The organism is Butyrivibrio sp. NATIVEDY162 (assembly GCF_045999815.1).
In the GTDB taxonomy this organism is placed as follows: domain Bacteria; phylum Bacillota; class Clostridia; order Lachnospirales; family Lachnospiraceae; genus Butyrivibrio.
The window spans coordinates 1,058,433-1,075,853 of sequence record NZ_CP172573.1; the positions used below are offsets into that span (position 1 = coordinate 1,058,433).

The following is a 17,421-nucleotide window of genomic DNA, read 5'->3' on the forward strand; positions in this document are numbered from 1 at the left end:
TCTTAGTATACGACCTTATTCCTTCCGCCTTTCTTTGCACCATACAGATTTTCATCTGCTGCATTTACAAGGTTATCGGAAGTCATTCCTGCTATATATCTGGCAGCTCCTATGGAAACGGTGAATCTGATTGTTTTCCCTTCTATGGACATACCATTTCCCTCTACCTGCTGTCTTATGTGCTCAAGCATATCTATAAAATCATCGTATGACATATTTTCCGGAGCTATTAATAGAAACTCTTCGCCACCCCATCGTCCGTAGAGAAGTCCTGTATCAGAATTTCTTGTGAATATCCTGGTAAGCAGTTTTAATGCCTCGTCACCTACGTCATGCCCATATGTATCGTTTATGTTCTTAAAAAAATCAATATCTGCTATCGCTACTGAAAGATTGCAGGTTCCAAGCTCCTGCAATCTATTAATTTCCTTATCCAGAATCTTCTGCATTCTCTGCCTGTTATAAATGCCGGTCAGAAAATCATGGTCCGCAGCAAGTTGAAATCCCCGGCTTCTGGAATACATTCTGGCATTATAGATTCCCATGTACAACATAATTGATCCAAACCCGAGCAGAGCATTAAAATAATACATGCCATGCGCGACAGTCGGACTCACATTATACTTAGTTGGCAAAAGATGAAGACTGTCTAGCGCTGTCAGTACCATAAATGACCCTACAATCACTATACAAAATGTCCCTATCTGCACTTTTTGTCTGATTGACAGATCCGGAACAAAGAAAGGTAAAAAAATACTTGAAAATGTTCCAAAAAGCCATAACTGATATCCACAGCTCATTCCCATAAATACGCTTGCAAAGACAACATGTAAATATACCTCCAGAAACATTATCCAAACCGACGCTAAGGTATTTCCTTTTCTGACATATATAAAACTTACTATATATGCCAAAATGCTCACTATGTTAACTATAACCATAGGTATACACCCCAGCCAAATATACAGTAATTCAAGGAAAATATGGGTAAGCAAAAGAGAGACGGTTATTCGCTGGTACTGATCCAGGCTGATATAATCGCCATTGTCAATTTCACGATAAGTCCGGTCGCGGATGACCGATTGTTCCTTAGATGTTTTCATACCTTGATTATAAGTCTGTGATTATACACTTGCAAATTAATAAAATCCTTCTGAGTTTTTTCTTCTCAGAAGGATTTTTATTTTCTAAATTATATTAAATTCTGTAAGAAACCTGATAATTCTTTAATCAGTCAAGCTTGTACTCAAGTTCCATTGCTTTCTGGTTTCTCTGAATGATAAATCCGATAATACCTGCAAAGCACAGAACAGCAATAAGTCCGGGAAGGAAGCCTACACCGATTGTTCCTGTAGTAATAAGTGTTCCGATCTGATATACAAGGAAACCTACTGTAAAACCTGTAGCAAGCTGTAAGCCAATTGCGCCCCAGAGCCACTTGGCTGACTTCATCTCAGAGTTCATAGCACCAAGAGCTGCAAAGCACGGAGGTGTGTAGAGGTTGAACATAAGGTATGCAAGTGCTGCAACCTTTGTGATACCCATAACTGCTGCAACGGCATTTCCTTCGCCGATAAGCTCAAGCTCTTCTGTATCAATAAGATTTGAAATAGCATATACTGTAGCGATTGTACCAACAACATTTTCCTTGGCAATAAAGCCTGTGATTGCTGCTGCGGCAAGCTGCCAACTGGCAATACCAACTACCGGTACAAGAAGGTAAGCAAAAGGTCCTGCTATACCGGCAAGTATTGATGTACTCTCCATACCCTCTTCTACAGGCTGGAAGCTGAAATTGAAGGTCTGCATGATCTGTACTACTGTGTTACAAACAAGTATTACTGTTCCTGCCTTAACAATATATGCCTTACCTCTCTCAAGCATAGACTTAACAGCAAACATAATGCTGGGCACCTTGTAATCAGGAAGCTCAATAATAAAGAAGGACTTTCTGTACTTCATTCCGGTTACAGCTTTAATAAGTAGTGCACCAAGAAGGATCAGCACGATACCACCCATGTAGCAGATAAAGCTAACCCATTTTGATTCAGGGAAAAATGCACCTGCAAAGAGAGCGATAACAGGAAGCTTAGCTCCGCAAGGCATGAATGTTGCAAGCATTGCAGTCGTACGTCTTTCTCTCTCGTTTCTGATAGTACGGCAAGCCATGATAGCAGGGATTCCGCAACCAGTACCGATGATCATAGGGATAACGGATTTTCCTGAAAGACCTACCCTCTTGAAAATAGGATCAAGAACTACTGTTGCTCTTGACATGTATCCGCAATCCTCAAGAAGTGCGATGAGGAAATACATAACCATAACAAGGGGGAGGAAGCCTACAACGGCACCTACACCACCGATGATACCGTCAACCAATAGTGCATATAAAAGAGGGTTGGCATCTGCCATCTTATCTCCCACAAAGCCCTGGAAACTTTCGATCCAGCCTGCAAGGATATCTGCAAGCCATGTACCTACGGTAGTCTGTGAAATATAGAATACAAGCCACATAATTGCTGCAAATACCACAATTCCAATCACAGGATGAGTAATGATATTATCGATTGTGTCTCCAAAGTTCTTGTCTTTTGTAAGAACCTTTCTATTCTCAACGTCCTTTACAATCTTATTTACAAATTCAAAACGCTTTCTGTCTGCTGCCTCAACTGCTGCCTTATCATGGATGTCAACATCGCCCTGTACATAAGGCTCCTTCTGGCCCTTTCCTTCAAGCTCAGCAGCTGTCCTGATAACTTCCTTAAGACCTGTCTCAGAAGTTGCAACTGTCTTAATTACAGGACAGCCAAGCTTCTCTGAAAGCTTCTTCTCGTCAATGCTGTTACCCTTTTTATCATTAGCATCATTTTTATTAAGTGCAACTACAACCGGTATTCCAAGCTCAAGAAGTTGAGTTGTAAAGAACAAGCTTCTGCTAAGGTTTGTCGCGTCTACTATATTAATAATTGCATCAGGATGCTCATTCTTAACATATCCGCTTGTAATGCTCTCCTCAGAGGTAAAAGGAGACATTGAATATGCTCCGGGAAGATCCACTGCAATCAGTTCCTTTCCCCCATCATAAAAGGACTTCTTGATGTGGCTCTCCTTCTTGTCAACCGTAACACCTGCCCAGTTACCGATTTTCTCACTGCGACCGGTCAGAGCGTTGTACATCGTTGTTTTTCCGCTATTCGGGTTACCCGCCATTGCGATTCTCATTTTTATTCCTCCTAAAAAACTATATATCCTGATAGCATTAGGTAACATTAAATTACATTGTATTCAATCTAATCCAGTTATTATCTTGCTTTGCATGTTACCATTAGCTAACTTTTAGCAAAACCATTATGTTCTTTTTGATAATGATTGTCAAGTTCATTTTGAAATAATTATTGAAAATTTAAGAATAAAGAGCACTTCCATGCCTTTATTTATAGATTTACTGCGCAATTATTCCCAGAAGATAAGCCGCAACACCCAGGAACCAGTGCACGATCCACACCCCCAGAAGTGTTTTTTGCCTATCAAACATGATGCCCAGAAGACCGCCGAGAGTTGCAGCGCCTATCATGAAGAAAAAACCATATTGAATATGAAACATTGCGAAAATAATAGAAGCCTGAATAATAGAATAAGCCGATTTATTCCTTATAGCTATGCGTTTCAGATTAGATTGAAGCGCACTCCTTGCTATAAATTCCTGAATAAAAGCGGTAAAAAGATATAATACCTGATACAGGTTGAATCTGTGAATGTCAAAAAAGCCGTGCTCTGTCCTGAAAAGCGATGGGTCATAGAGCTGTCCTACATATTTTACAAGGCATAATCCCGCAAAGCCAAGAGCACATATGATAAGAGCCTGTTTAACCACCTTGGCCGGTTCGTCAGTCCACAAACCAAGATCACTCCAGGAAAAGCTGGTATGCCTGTATGCTTCAATAAAAAGGAAAATGCCAAGCGCATCCTCAGCCTGAACCATAAAGGCTATTGAAAACGGCCTTCCAAGCGTTTTCCAAAGTGCATAAAACATCAGCCATGCGCATATGCCGCTCATCAAAATTGCCAGCAAGGCCGATGCATCATGGAATTTTTGTTCCATTTTACGGGCATATTCGACAGGATCTGAAACCTCGTCCTTTATCTTGTGCTTATCCGTAATGTGAAAAGGGTCAATTGGTCTGTGCTGTTCCATAATAACCTCATAGCACGGTGTGTTTTCCCAAACAGCTTTTATTTATCACATATGAAATTATAATAGTTTGCTGAGTTAGCACCTACTATATCGTATAATGTACTGCTGCCCTTATCGTAGCTCACACCGTAGTAGAGAACACCTGTGGAATTATTCACCTCTTCGGTAGTGCCGTCACTGTGATGAATAACTATGTTATCAAATACAATAACTACGTATCCGTTGCATTTGGGATCCGAGCTCATCCTGGCTTCCGTAACCTGTGATAATTCATCAAAAGTAAGTCCGAATTCAGGGAATTTGAATTCTGTATACAGCATCCCAAGCTTACCGGTGAGAACAACATAATCAGCCTCAAAGTAATCGCCGTCTCCCATTACAAGTAATGCCTTTTTATTGTCAACAAACTCCCATCGTGAATTTTCATTTTTGGTTGTTCCGTCGTCTGTAGCAAACAATATTTTACCGGTCATATCAACTGACTGATCAGTCCATGTATCGGCAACCTGACTTGTCAACTCATTTGTATCAGGATTAAAATCTCCATTCTCATCTATATACTGCTCGAGTATCGCATTAGCTGCCGCATCGGAGTCCCCATTGCCTGAAGTTTTATTCAATGTTGAAAAGAGAGATACAAGCAGTACAGCCGCTCCTGCAATAAATAGCAAAACCACACCTGCGATTATGCCGATTATCAGCCCCACATTGTTTTTCTTTTGGGGCTTATACTGATAATTGGCTCCCTGTAGGCTGTTTGTCTGCTGATATATCTGCCCTTGATCATATGGCTGTGCCTGGTCATATACCTGCCCCTGGGAATACTGCTGTGGTTGGTCATATACCTGTCCCTGAGAATACTGCTGTGGCTGACTGCCCACCGATTCCTGAGGGGTATGTCCCTTTCTCACAGGCTTCCCGCAATAAGGACAAAACTTTGCCCAATCCTGAATTTCCTTCCCACAATTTTCACAAAACATTTTTCCTTTTCTCCCCTTTATATAGCTAGTGTAATTATTATAAGTAATGTAGCAGCGTATTATCAAGTAGTTAAGCGCTCGTAATATCGAAACAAACTCTAAACTTTGTAAACACAAAAAACAAGGCAGCTTCGCGTATTCTTATCGCAAAGCTGCCTCCTTTTATATCACGATCAAACGATTACTTTATCTCTCATCCTTCCGATAGCATCCATAGCAAGCTTACTTCTCTCGCACTCCTCTGCAACAAGAGATATCTGCCAGCATAGCTCCGAGCCCTTCATATGCTCTGATGCATAGGATAGTCCATTGGTTCTCTCATCAAGGAAGGGTCTGTCAATCTGATTGGGATCGCCAAGAAGGATTATCTTGGTATCCTTACCCGCTCTTGTGATTATACCCTTGGCCTGTGCAGGTGTCATATTCTGAGCTTCATCAATGATCAGATAGGTCTTCAGAATTGAGCGGCCTCTAATAAAGTTAAGTGCCTCAGCCTGAACGATTCCTCTCTCGAAGATCTCATCCGTCTTATCCTGAAGCTCCTTTTCATCTGAATATCTCTCTTCCTCACTTGAATCGATGAGCTGCTCTAAGTTATCGATTATAGGTCTCATGAGAGGCCCTATCTTCTCCTGCTCATCGCCCGGAAGAAATCCTATATCATCATCAAACTGAGAATTAGGTCTGCAGACAAGAATTCGTCTGTACTCGCCTGTGGGGCGATTTACCATTTTCTCAAGGCCAACCGCGAGTGAGTAGAAGGTTTTGGCTGTACCCGCCATTCCCTTTACTATTACAAGCGGTGCCTTCTCAGCCGGTTGCATAAGTGCTTCCTGAAGGAAATACTGGCCTGCATTTCTGGGAGTTACCCCATAAGGCTGCGCCTTCTCAAATTCAAGCTTTCTTATTACTCCATGGTCAACCCTGCCCATCTGTGTCTTATTAGTAGACTGGTCTGACTGAAGTATTACAAACTGGTTCTCATAAAGCTCCGGCTTGATCTTACCTCCATTCTCATCGCAGACATAAACTGCATCAACCGGAACACCTTTTCTTCTAAACTCCTTAAAAATCTCCTCCGGTGCAAAAACTCTGATTCGACCGGAATACTGTTCACCATGTGAAACGACCTGTTCAGTTGTAAAATCCTGGGCCTTAATTCCAAGAAGCTGTGCTTTAATTCGCATCAGAATATCCTTAGTAACAAGGATTACCTGCTCCTTACTGGTATCTGCCAGCCCTTTGCATACTCTTAGGATACGATTGTCTGATTTGTACTCCACCATATCCTTAGGCAGTTCAACGTCCTTGTAGTTCTTCTCAACTCTTAAGGTTGCGCCGTCCTGCAGTTCTACTCCCTTAGTAAGATCTCCCTTCTCCCGCAGCTCTTCCAGCAGACGGATAACTTCTCGGACATTGGCACCGCGCTCACCTTCATCGCGTTTGTGCGTATCCAATTCTTCAAGAACCACCAGTGGCAAAACAACATCATTGTCGTCAAAGCACTTCAAAGCATGTGGTGCCTGAATGAGGACATTAGTGTCTAGTACATAGATTTTTTTCATGCACATCCCCCCATTTGTGTAGTTAGACGAGTGTTGTCAGGTCATCGGAATACAGACATATTCCTAATAGATAAAACAATGACATGGCCCTTTTGTCTATATCAGAATTATACCATATTTTGTGTTTTTGGAATATTAAAATTACAAGTAATTGTGGTACAAGCGCTTTGTAAAAAGGGCTCTTTATGTGCTATAATTTTATGATAAGAGATCAAAATTTGAGCTCATACTAAAACTATTCTTGGGGGAGGGGCATACATCTTGGCACTTTTTGGCAGGTCTTATGAAGATGAATATAATAATAATTACTTGCCTCTCGAAGAGTTTGCGCCTACTATCAGCAGACAGGAAGTCGTAAAGCGCAAAAAACTCTCAGATCTTATATCCCCGATTCGCGATATTCCCACGGCCTTAAAGGGCAGACGCGATCAGATTGAAGGTGATCTTGATTCCTTCTCTTCTGATCAGGACAATAGCTATTCTGCAATTGATGAAGATATATCAGGGATAGTATCAGCTACTGAGGGGCACATAAGTGATGTCAGGACTCTGAACGAAACCATGGAAAAAGTTCGTGATGCTCTATCTTCCATCAGGAATACAACTGACAATCTTCCGGAGCTTCCCGAAAAGTCAGCTTCCGGCGAAGAGCCTGAGATTCCGCAGATAAATCTACCCAAACTCTCAGAAGAATATATGCCTGATTCCGGGCTTGTTTCACAGATCAGAAGCTACTCTTCTTTTTCTCATATATTAAAAAAGTCCGTTGAGTACACGCTCTCATCCCTGGAACAGTATCACAAGCAGGTGCAGAGCCTTTCTGATAAAAAGGAAAAGCTTGAAGCACTGGCTTCGGAAGCAGACCTTCTTGCAATCCACACCACAATAGAAGCAACTCACATGAATGAAGAGAGCCGCGAGTTTTCAACCAAAGTTGCTGCCCAGGTAGGTGATCTGTCACGTAAGATACATGATATCTCAGCTGCTTTGGACGCAGAGCTTGGTGCCCTTGAAAACGGATTTAAGACTGTGCGGTCTTCAGTTCATACAATAGAATCCGCTCACAGGGACACCACCAGATATGCTGATATGTATTCCTCTGCCAGCAACGAATATTACAGACAAAGCACAAACTATACCAATATTCTCATCCAGAGTCTCTCTACTTTAAACCAGGAATTCAGAGAGACCATGGCAAAGCGCGATGCGATCTGGGAGGATTACATGAAGGCTCTTGAAACATTCCGATCAGAGATCATGAGCTCTGCACGTGAGATTATGTATAAAGGAAACCGCATAGGAAGCGTTCTTGACGGCTGCATCCGCGGCTCGGCATCGCTAGGCGATGAGATGTGTGAGACTCTTGACCATATCAAAGAGCTTCAGGAATCAATAGCAGTCGTAAGAAAAACTGATGCCATACGGAAATCAAAATACTCCTCTGCTCTCCTTAAAGCATTCGATCAGGATATCGTCTGGCTAAGAAATAAAATAGAAAGCGTCATTGACGCAGCAGAAAATGAAGAATAAAACTTCCCATAGCCACCTGCCAGTCCCATTTCTTCTGCGCTCGGCTTACCATTAAAACAGGGAGAGTTTATATAAACATATGCCGCCCTGCAGAACTCACTCTATGCCTGGAACCATTCGTTTCTCCGTTGCGGCGATTGTATGTGAGCGCTTGTTTTCTAATACCGGCAATGCCACTTTTTGGCATGCGTAGAAAACTGTTTGAAGCAGGACGCTTTCATTGTATATAAAGGCGTGATCACGACCATGATAACATAATATGCGTCCTGCAAGTTTTTTTCGGAGCATGCCTATAAAAAAGTGGCAGCCGGTATTTTAGAAAACAAAGCGAGCATAACGAGCAAGCAACGGAGGAACGATGGATTCCAAGGCATAGATCTCAGACATGCTTTGGGCGGCATATATACAAACTCACCCTGTTTTAATAGCCTCGCCAGCAGAAGAAATGGGACTGGCAGGTGTATGTGGGAAGTTTTAGCAGTTTATAGCAAAAGCGCCGGTGCTAAGCACCGGCTCTTTCTCCCTCATAGAATATAAACCGCAGAACGATTTATAATTTGTATACTTTTGTATACTTAATTTGTAATTTATTTAATATAAGTTGATTTTATCATACTTTGCAAGAAACTCAATATGAAAAAGGTCGATTTTTCACATTTTTTATACTTTTTATTCGTTTCTAATAATTTGATTATGCCAAGCTTAAAATCTTATATATCTGGGTCTCCCTGAGCTCACTACATAGTCTTCTGCAAAGATATATGCAACAAGTTTTCCGCGATAGTAGAATTCACATCTGTTTCCTTTAAATTCATCCAGCACAAGTGTGATGGAATCAACCCTTATGCAATCCTCAGAATCTGCTGAATACCAATATCCCTGAACATTTCTGGCATATGTGATCACAAAGTCTTTCAGTTCACAGTAATGAAATCTGTCATAAGTAACCAGCATTCTGGAATGTCTGCATTCACTTCTTCCGGCTTTGGGAATTCTGGCACCTATTATCTTGAGTCTGCCACTTTTCATCCGCCTGAAGGAAACCATAATATCATGCCCCTCTTCCAGCGCCTGATATAAAACGAAGGGATGCGTGCTGCAGTAGAGCTTCTCGCTGCCATAGCCAAGCTTCCGTCTAAGCTGTGTAAGGATGAGTCTGATTCTGGCAAGGAGAGCCTCATCTTCGCCGTCTCTTTTAACCTGAAGCCTCAGCATGGTTGCATACTCTGCCTGCAAAAAATAAAAATACGCCTGAGATATATCCGCGGGTCCTCCGACACCCTTACGGTACATATCCCCAAGCTCATAGGCAGTTTCTGCAAATCTGCATCTGTAGTGCCCTCTTCCCTCACTTATAAATTTTTTAAGTTCATGTCGGTACTGACTTCTGACAGTGCGTCTGATACCGATCCTGCTTTCATCTTTTTCTCTCATAACCCATATGATAACATAGTTGCCCTTTCTTTACACGTATGACTTTATTTCGTATACTTCTTATATCAACATTTAAACATGATGTTTATAAGGAGTTTTTATCATATGTCAGTCAAAAAGAAATATTCCCATCTTGGGTTAGCTATCGTATTTTATCTTGTAGTATCAAATATTCTTGCTTCTGTTGCCATCGGAATTGCTTCTGCAATATATTCCTTTCAATATGTTTTTAATCTTGCAAGGACAGGTCAGATTGTGGATCCAAGCTCTATTGATCCCCGCCTCGCTGCTGAAATTGCAGCAAGATTCAGCGAGGAGCATGCATCACTTATAAACCTTCTCTCTATGGGGATAAGCTATTTTGTTGTGATTCCGCTTACAATTTTATTTCTGAATTCCAGAAGTCACAGAGATATTCCCACAATCGGCGGTTTTAAATTTTCAACTCCCTATGAGGACTCCACAAAAAGAAAGCTCTCGCCCGGAGAGTTTATAAACTTTCTGTTATTCATGTTTCCAATGGGAATAATCGGATCAATTATCGGTAACGTTCTTGCATTTTTTATCACCTCAGTCACCGGTGCCAATATGGATGACCTTCTGACTTCCATGCTTACCAACATGTCACTTCCTGCAGTACTTTTGCTAAGCGTAATACTTGCTCCTATTTTCGAAGAGCTTCTCTTTAGATACTCGGTAATAGGCTATGCGAGACGCTACGGTGAATGGAATGCCATTATAGTATCAGCACTTATCTTCGGACTTATACATACCAATATTTTCCAGTTCTTCTACGCTTTCCTTCTGGGAATAATACTCGGCTATGTTTATGTATATACAAGACGACTTATTTATACCATTATCATGCATATAACCTTCAATTTCTTTGGAGCCTTTGTTCCAATGCTGATTGACCCTACACTTTCAAATGAAGCAAGTCCTCTTATGATTGGCTACAATATACTCCAGTATGTGGTTGCCATCATCGGCCTTGTCCTTTTGATCAGATTCATAAAAAAAGGTAACATTATGGAGTCCACACCGGAAGCACCCATACCGGGCAAATTCAGCATCGATTCAATCCTCAATTTCGGTATGATCCTGCTGGTTGTTGTATGCTTAGGGCTCACAGTTTTCATTGCACTTTCTATGTAAAAAGATGTGTCTGTATACCTCCGATGAAAACCGGCATTTCTAAATGGATGTCTTGAGATAGCACTTAAAAAAGAGTGTCGCTCGCGACATTCTCGCGCCGAGCGCGGTTGCAGCATGCAACATATTCCTTTCGCGCGATGTGCAGATCACTTGGCGAGGTTTTTTCGAGCCTAGTGAAATGTCATACACAGTAGTGCGCATCCTCACGGAGTGTTTTTTATAGCATAGGAAAGCAATTTCCTATGCTATAAAAAACACTGCCACACTAAAAAAAGTGTGGCAGTCTTAATCATTTCCACTATATCCAATTTATAGCATCTCTACTGGTTCCTGTGAGAAGTCAGCATATCCGTTTTTATACAGGTCCTGAACAAATTCTACTGCCCGCTGACCGGAATCCTCAATGGAGACATTCTGACTGTAGATGTACTCCACCTTATTGCCGTTAGCCATGATGAAATTTACCTGAGTTCCGATTATCTGGCCATCACCGACATCCATTCCAACTACTTCAACATCGGTTACCTCACGAACACGTCCGGCTGCAAATAATACTCTCATAATTAAAAACCTCCTTTTAAAATTCAGTCATCATCTGAATCGTCCGAATCAAAATTGATTTCCTTAAGTCGCTGAGCCTGTTTATAAATGCCATCAAGAGACTCTTTGAAGCGTTCAAACTTATCAACCGCATTCTGGGCATTTTTAAGTCCGTCATTGGATAATGCCGCAACCTCCTGGCTTGTAGCCGACAGATTGGAGATATTGTCATTGATCTCATTTGTGGAATTATTGATCTGTTCCATACTGTTTCCGATCTCTTCAATTTTTCCTATGAGATCTTCCACGTTGCTGTCTATGGTCTCGAATGCAGTTGCCGTATCGCGAATAACCTGATTCTGAAGTTCAACAGACTCAACAGTATTATCGATACTTTCCATTGCCTTATTTGCATCTTCTGTAAGTTCGCCAATAATCTTGGTTATTTCATTGGAAGCATTGTTTGTCTGTTCTGAAAGCTGTCTGATATCATCTGCAACAACCGCAAAGCCTTTTCCTGCTTCACCTGCTCTTGCTGCCTCTATTGAAGCGTTGAGCGCAAGAAGGTTTGTCTGTTTTGAAATCGCCATAATGGATCCCAAAATCTTCTGAACATCCTCGACCTTGTTCAGAACAGCCTTGGTTGATTCTGCTGTAATCTGGCTGGCTGAGCGAACACCCCTTGCCTTATCACGTAGGATCTCGATGGTCTTAGACACTTCGGTAATAGTCTCCCTGGTACTCTCAGAAGCCTCTATCATCTGCTGCCTCTGAGCATCAGCTTCCTGAGTCTGTTCCCTGATCTCAGCAACCTTCTGTGCCTCGTCTGTTACAGCATTTGCAGTGCTCTCTGTGGATCCGGCGATATCTCTCATTCCGTTACTTGTATTTTCTATAATTGACTCAAGCTCGTCTATACTTCCCTGTGCTGCATCAAAGTGCTTGGAAATTCTGCGGGCTATTTTTCCCATATCATGACTTGCAGCTTCCTGAACCTGATTGTGTTCTTCAATTGTGGCAAAGTGTTCCTGATTAAATGTATCAAGAAGATGCTGGGCGAAATATGCAGACATAATAACGAGGGCCGTTGCAAATCCGCTAAGAATTATCTCTGTCATGCTTCTTTCATTTCTGGACATTGTACGAAATGCACAGATCAGATACATAATAAATATAACAGCGCTTCCACCTATTACTATACGATTATTCATATATATAACGGCACATATGAGGATAGGGAACCCGAACATAACATAGAACAGCTGAGCTTCAACAAGCATTATGATTATGAAGGTCACTGTAGCACCAACCATTATCAATACGGATCCAAGTTTTTCCTCTTTAAATCTTGATGCTCCAATGCTCATTACGGCAATACTGATTACAACTGCCGCAATTTCAAGTATTCTGCCACCTGAAAATCCTCCGGTCACGCCTTCAAAAATAAATGCGAGTGCACAAGTTGCCACAATAATGAGGCAAACTATGTACGCTCGCTGATTAGCTCGGGTAAATTGATTTCTATCCATATCGCCCTCCTATAGATTAAGCACAATTAAATGCAGTTATCCACATATATTATTTTATCAGAAGGAACGATATTCAGTTCTAAATTTTTACTAAATAAAGAATGCTATGTTTTAATAATTCGTTTATATTTAAAACCTCTGAAAAGATATTTCATTGTCTGTCAAAATAGGCTTTGCCACTGCATATGTAATAGGTCCTTATAAAGCCATCCGTAGAAACAAAAGCTATCTCATCCGTAGCTTCAAGATAGTAAATATCGTCGCCATCCTCTGCCTCGTTTTTATGAAGGGCACTCGGATTATTTATCAGAGCATTTGCCGCAGCAAGGTACTCCTCCTTGGTTGAAAATCCCATCTCATCACCATGCTTTTCAAAATGGCTGTCCAGGCTGCTTTCACTCCTGAAGGTGTAGCTTTTCCTGCCTGCAGTCTTTTCTTTTTCCTGGATAGCGCTGATGGCAGCCTCTGCTGCAGCTGTAGCCTCATCATCCGTTTTTCCGTCTGTTAGTGCCGAATTATCGGCTGTTTCATAAAATGATGCACTGTCCGTCACACCACTGTCACCAGGCTCATCAAAAGCCTTAAATTGCGGATAAACCACCAGATATATTGCACACAGGAAAATCAGAGTGAGCATTCCCATGTTGTATGATTTTGATTTTCTTCTACGTTTCATGTTTCTTTCCTTGCAGGTATTTTTTTATTTTGTTACTTACAATATGAGTACTTATAATACTCCTTATAATCATGACTTTTTGAACAAAAAGATGAAAAAGCGTTCAAGAATCTATCAATACAGATAAATCGGAGTAAATGTCACCTTCTCTCCGTTATCATTAACTTTGTACAGCTTCCAGAACTCAAATTCAGCTCCGTTTTTCATAAATGACTTAAAGGTGTCTTCAGAAAAAAGTTCAACTGATTCTGCAAATACATATTCCGCGTGGCTCTTCCTGATCTTCTCCGTTATAGAAGATACATCATCAGTTCCGGTCAGTGTATCATAGACCGTGGGAACAGGGGATACTTCTTTACTTATATATGTATTATGCACCCTGTGATCCTCGCCGCCACTCCTAAGGTCCAATACCCGGTGCCCCCATAGCACTCTGTGTCCATAGAGAGCCTCTACCAAGCGCTGTCCTCCATCATCCACCATTTTGGCGTTATAAGCAGCGTTTTCATCTACTTTTTCGCCATATCCCACAAGAGCCTTATATGTTCCTGTGTAATCAGCATTAGTCAGAATGAAAACCGTGATCAAAAGATAAATCATGTTTCTCTTATTTTTCCAGTAATCATCCCCGTCCGGATTACCTGCTTCTTCAAGTGCCTTCCTGCTGCCTGCATATGTGAGAGCAACCCCGATAATGAGATACATGCCTCCCATTGTAAAGGGAGCGCCATATCTTGCAATGGAATTGGTCATGGCAAACGTATCAAGATACTGGTCCTCTGCGCAGAATAAGGTTATATGCGCAAGGAATATCAGACTGTAAGTGAAAATTCCTGTTATGGTAAAAAACCACAGAAAGCTCTTACCTTCATTCTTTGGAATAATCCCATTCCTTATCATATAGACATGTGCTGCAAATATCAGAACCACCATAAGTCCCACAGGTATGTCCAAGGTGGGATTATGATCTATGTGCATGGGCATGGTCCACATTCCGCGAAAGAAGTACATAGCCTTTAGTCCGGCATTTTCAGGAACAGTATATGAGCCGGATAACATTTTTATACCAAGTCCTGCTATCTTTGAAACTCTCCTGTTCATATAGCAGAGCAAAAGCCAGCTTGCGTAGATACCTCCTGCAAATAATACAGCAATACATATACCCTTGGTTCTTGTCCAAAGGATACCCTTGTCCTGTGCATTTTCGCTGCGGCTTGCAGATTTATATGTGTATCTTATATCATTTCTTCCTGCCTCAAGAGCAAAGTAAAATGCCAGAGCAAAGACAGCCCATTCTATGCTGCCTGTCTTTGTCAGCAGTAAAACCGCGGCATACAGACCTATCCTTCCATAGTAGAAAATACCGCGATGTCCGTCTCTGTCCCATATAGCGTACAGTAGCGCGCCGTAGATGATTCCCATTGTCACATCTGCAGGTGTTCCATAAAAGATGATTCCGTTTATGATCCCCGGAAGCATAAAGACAAGAACTGTGGCAGGAGCTGAAAATTTTCTGCTCACACTTTTTACAAGCGGCATCAGAAAAATACCGTTTAATGTATAATAGCCTGCAAACTGCAGTCCTTCCCTGTATTTTGATGAACTTATATTAAGGAATATCCACTTAAAGATCGAGGTGACCGGCGGATAGTCTCCAAATTCCGGAGAGACATTTCCGTATTTTCCGGGAAATCCATTCATATAATAGAGCTGCTTCGCATCTGATGCCCAGAAATTGATATCATCCCACCAGGTAAATATCTGATCCCTGGTAAGGAATGTGATACCAGCGATGATAACAATAAAAGCGAAAACTTCGGGCTCAATAAATGCCCGAAGACTTCTTCTGAAAATATGTCTGTTTCGATTTATACGTATTATCTTTTGTTTTCCGCCGACAGTTTTTTTCGCAATATAATCAGCAATCACAAGTCCTGCAAATATCAGAATGACAGCCGCTGACGTAAAGTAAATAAGTCTCATTCCCCTCACAAAGCCAAGAGCATACAGAGTCAGAATCTGTACAGCTCCCGTAACAGCTATAGTATCGCACATGCTCTCCCTGAATTTAACTGATATAAGCACTGCTGTAATAAAAAATGATATCGGTATCAAAAACCACATAAGCCAGTAACTCTCCGGTAATTATTTTTACATATAAATCGAAAACCACAACATCTGCCACAAAAAATGACCTGATTACAGTCTGAATAATGTACCTATAATTCCTCTTCCAAGACTGGCGCCAAGATTACCGCCAAGAGTTTTTCCGAATCTTCCAAAACTCTTGCCTGCTGCCTTACCAACCTCACGGCCTACGGTTCCGCTGACAGTTGCTGCTACAGACTTGGCCGCACGCTTTTTGGCTGCTTCTTCCTGCTGCTTTTTCCTCTCTTCCTGTCTTATGGCAGCGGCGGCTTCACGCTCTTTTGCTTTAAGAGCTGCGGCTTCTTCCTTGAGTCTTGCCTTCTCTGCCTCCGCCTCGGCTTTTGCTCTTGCCGCTTCTTCTGCGTCCAATACGCCCTTTCTCTGAAGCATCTCATAGGCAGAATCAGAGTCTACAGCCACAGCATATTTGCTGTATAAAATGCTATTCTTTATGGAGTTCTCTCTCTCCAAATCGCTGATGCCTCCAATCTTACTCATGGGCGGAAGAATAAACGCTCTCTGCACTACCCCGGGAGTTCCGTTTTCATCCAGGAATGAAACAACTGCTTCTCCTGTCCCAAGCTCCATTATTGCATCGTAGGTTTTAAACTCCGGATTTTCCCTGAATGAATCAGCTGCAGCTTTGACCGCCTTCTGGTCTGCAGGTGTATAAGCATGAAGAGCATGCTGGATCTTATTTCCCAGCTGTGCCAGAACACCATCCGGAATATCCCTTGGATTCTGAGTTACGAAGTAAACACCCACTCCCTTGGAGCGAATAAGTTTAACAACCTGCTCAATTTTATCAAGCAGTGCTTTAGAAGTATCCTTGAAAAGAAGATGCGCTTCATCGAAGAAGAATACCATCTTAGGCTTTTCCATATCTCCCACTTCAGGCAGAGCCTCAAACAGTTCTGAAAGCATCCACAGAAGGAAGGTGGAATACAAAATGCCGTTGTTGATAAGGCTTTCAGAATCGAGAATATTGATCATGCCTTTTCCGTTTGTATCAGTGGTAAACCAGTCGGTAAGATTAAGCGCGGGTTCGCCAAAAAATACCTCACCGCCCTGCGTCTCAAGAGATACCACGCTTCTTAATATAGCACTGATGGACTGCGGACTCATCTTGCCATAGTCAGCTGCATAGTCCTTATTGTTATCAGAAAGCTCATTCAAAAGTGCCTTCAGATCCTTTGTATCAAAAAGAAACCAGCCGTTGTCATCAGCTATCTTAAATGCAATTGTAAGAATATCGCTTTGGAGATCATTGAGCCCCAGAATACGTGAAAGAAGGATGGGGCCCATCTCAGAAACTGTAGTGCGAAGGCTGATGCCTTTTTCACCAAACAGATCCCAGAAGGTAACAGGATATTTTTTGTATTCATATCCGGTATTTTCCAATGAAAAGCGGGCGATCCTCTCCTCCATTCCCGATCCTTCCTGTATCATGCCTGCAAGGTCACCCTTTACATCTGCAAGAAAAACCGGAACTCCCATATCGGAAAAGGACTCCGCAAGAACCTTTAGTGTAACTGTTTTTCCTGTGCCTGTTGCTCCGGCTATTAGTCCGTGTCTGTTCGCCATCTTTGGCAAAAGGCATAAACTATCCTCATTATCAGCTGCAGCAACCCACACCTTACCATCTTTAACCATTTTCATACCCTCCAAA

13 protein-coding genes are annotated in these 17,421 nt (G+C 41.8%); 2 read left to right on the top strand and 11 right to left on the bottom strand.

The genetic code is table 11. From position 1 onward, the window contains the following. Nucleotides 1-2: 2 nt before the first annotated feature. The 5 genes from ACHCNF_RS04300 to ACHCNF_RS04320 all read right to left on the bottom strand — a co-directional run bounded on the left by ACHCNF_RS04300 (nucleotide 3) and on the right by ACHCNF_RS04320 (nucleotide 6,740). Nucleotides 3-941, bottom strand: a complete 939-nt coding sequence (locus ACHCNF_RS04300; RefSeq protein WP_408071558.1) for a GGDEF domain-containing protein — start codon at nucleotides 939-941, stop codon at nucleotides 3-5. Between the two features lie 289 nt (nucleotides 942-1,230). Beyond that, the gene (locus ACHCNF_RS04305) at nucleotides 1,231-3,222 is read right to left on the bottom strand and encodes a ferrous iron transporter B (RefSeq protein WP_408071559.1); all 1,992 of its coding nucleotides are present in this window, start codon (nucleotides 3,220-3,222) and stop codon (nucleotides 1,231-1,233) included. Nucleotides 3,223-3,442: 220 nt separating this feature from the next. Further along, nucleotides 3,443-4,195 carry a CPBP family intramembrane glutamic endopeptidase gene (locus ACHCNF_RS04310; RefSeq protein ID WP_408071560.1) on the bottom strand — a complete coding sequence of 251 codons (753 nt, stop codon included), beginning with the start codon at nucleotides 4,193-4,195 and terminating at the stop codon, nucleotides 3,443-3,445. A gap of 38 nt (nucleotides 4,196-4,233) precedes the next feature. Beyond that, entirely contained in the window at nucleotides 4,234-5,175 is a 942-nt protein-coding gene (locus tag ACHCNF_RS04315) for a zinc ribbon domain-containing protein (protein WP_408071561.1), read from the bottom strand. A gap of 173 nt (nucleotides 5,176-5,348) precedes the next feature. Then, nucleotides 5,349-6,740, bottom strand: coding sequence for a PhoH family protein (locus tag ACHCNF_RS04320; protein WP_408071562.1), 1,392 nt, complete (start codon nucleotides 6,738-6,740; stop codon nucleotides 5,349-5,351). A 261-nt stretch (nucleotides 6,741-7,001) separates the two neighbouring features. Here ACHCNF_RS04320 and ACHCNF_RS04325 point away from each other — a divergent pair, with 261 nt between their 5' ends. Continuing rightward, on the top strand, nucleotides 7,002-8,270 hold the full coding sequence (locus tag ACHCNF_RS04325) for a methyl-accepting chemotaxis protein (protein ID WP_408071563.1): 1,269 nt from the start codon (nucleotides 7,002-7,004) through the stop codon (nucleotides 8,268-8,270). Between the two features lie 702 nt (nucleotides 8,271-8,972). Here the strand turns inward: ACHCNF_RS04325 and ACHCNF_RS04330 are convergent. Then, nucleotides 8,973-9,704 (bottom strand): SEL1-like repeat protein, encoded by a 732-nt coding sequence (locus ACHCNF_RS04330; RefSeq protein WP_408071564.1) that lies wholly within the window; start codon nucleotides 9,702-9,704, stop codon nucleotides 8,973-8,975. Between the two features lie 105 nt (nucleotides 9,705-9,809). Here ACHCNF_RS04330 and ACHCNF_RS04335 point away from each other — a divergent pair, with 105 nt between their 5' ends. After that, nucleotides 9,810-10,859 (top strand): CPBP family intramembrane glutamic endopeptidase, encoded by a 1,050-nt coding sequence (locus tag ACHCNF_RS04335; RefSeq protein ID WP_408071565.1) that lies wholly within the window; start codon nucleotides 9,810-9,812, stop codon nucleotides 10,857-10,859. Between the two features lie 309 nt (nucleotides 10,860-11,168). Here ACHCNF_RS04335 and ACHCNF_RS04340 read toward each other — a convergent pair whose 3' ends face one another. The 5 genes from ACHCNF_RS04340 to ACHCNF_RS04360 form a co-directional block, all read right to left on the bottom strand. Then, nucleotides 11,169-11,420, bottom strand: a complete 252-nt coding sequence (locus ACHCNF_RS04340) for a hypothetical protein (protein WP_408071566.1) — start codon at nucleotides 11,418-11,420, stop codon at nucleotides 11,169-11,171. A 23-nt stretch (nucleotides 11,421-11,443) separates the two neighbouring features. Further along, nucleotides 11,444-12,928, bottom strand: coding sequence for a methyl-accepting chemotaxis protein (locus tag ACHCNF_RS04345; protein WP_408071567.1), 1,485 nt, complete (start codon nucleotides 12,926-12,928; stop codon nucleotides 11,444-11,446). Nucleotides 12,929-13,079: 151 nt separating this feature from the next. After that, the gene (locus tag ACHCNF_RS04350; protein ID WP_408071568.1) at nucleotides 13,080-13,604 is read right to left on the bottom strand and encodes a hypothetical protein; all 525 of its coding nucleotides are present in this window, start codon (nucleotides 13,602-13,604) and stop codon (nucleotides 13,080-13,082) included. A gap of 114 nt (nucleotides 13,605-13,718) precedes the next feature. Next, a complete protein-coding gene (locus ACHCNF_RS04355; protein ID WP_408071569.1) occupies nucleotides 13,719-15,728 on the bottom strand; it encodes a hypothetical protein in 2,010 nt (669 codons plus the stop codon). Between the two features lie 75 nt (nucleotides 15,729-15,803). Then, nucleotides 15,804-17,405 (bottom strand): helicase HerA-like domain-containing protein, encoded by a 1,602-nt coding sequence (locus ACHCNF_RS04360; RefSeq protein WP_408071570.1) that lies wholly within the window; start codon nucleotides 17,403-17,405, stop codon nucleotides 15,804-15,806. Nucleotides 17,406-17,421 lie beyond the last annotated feature (16 nt).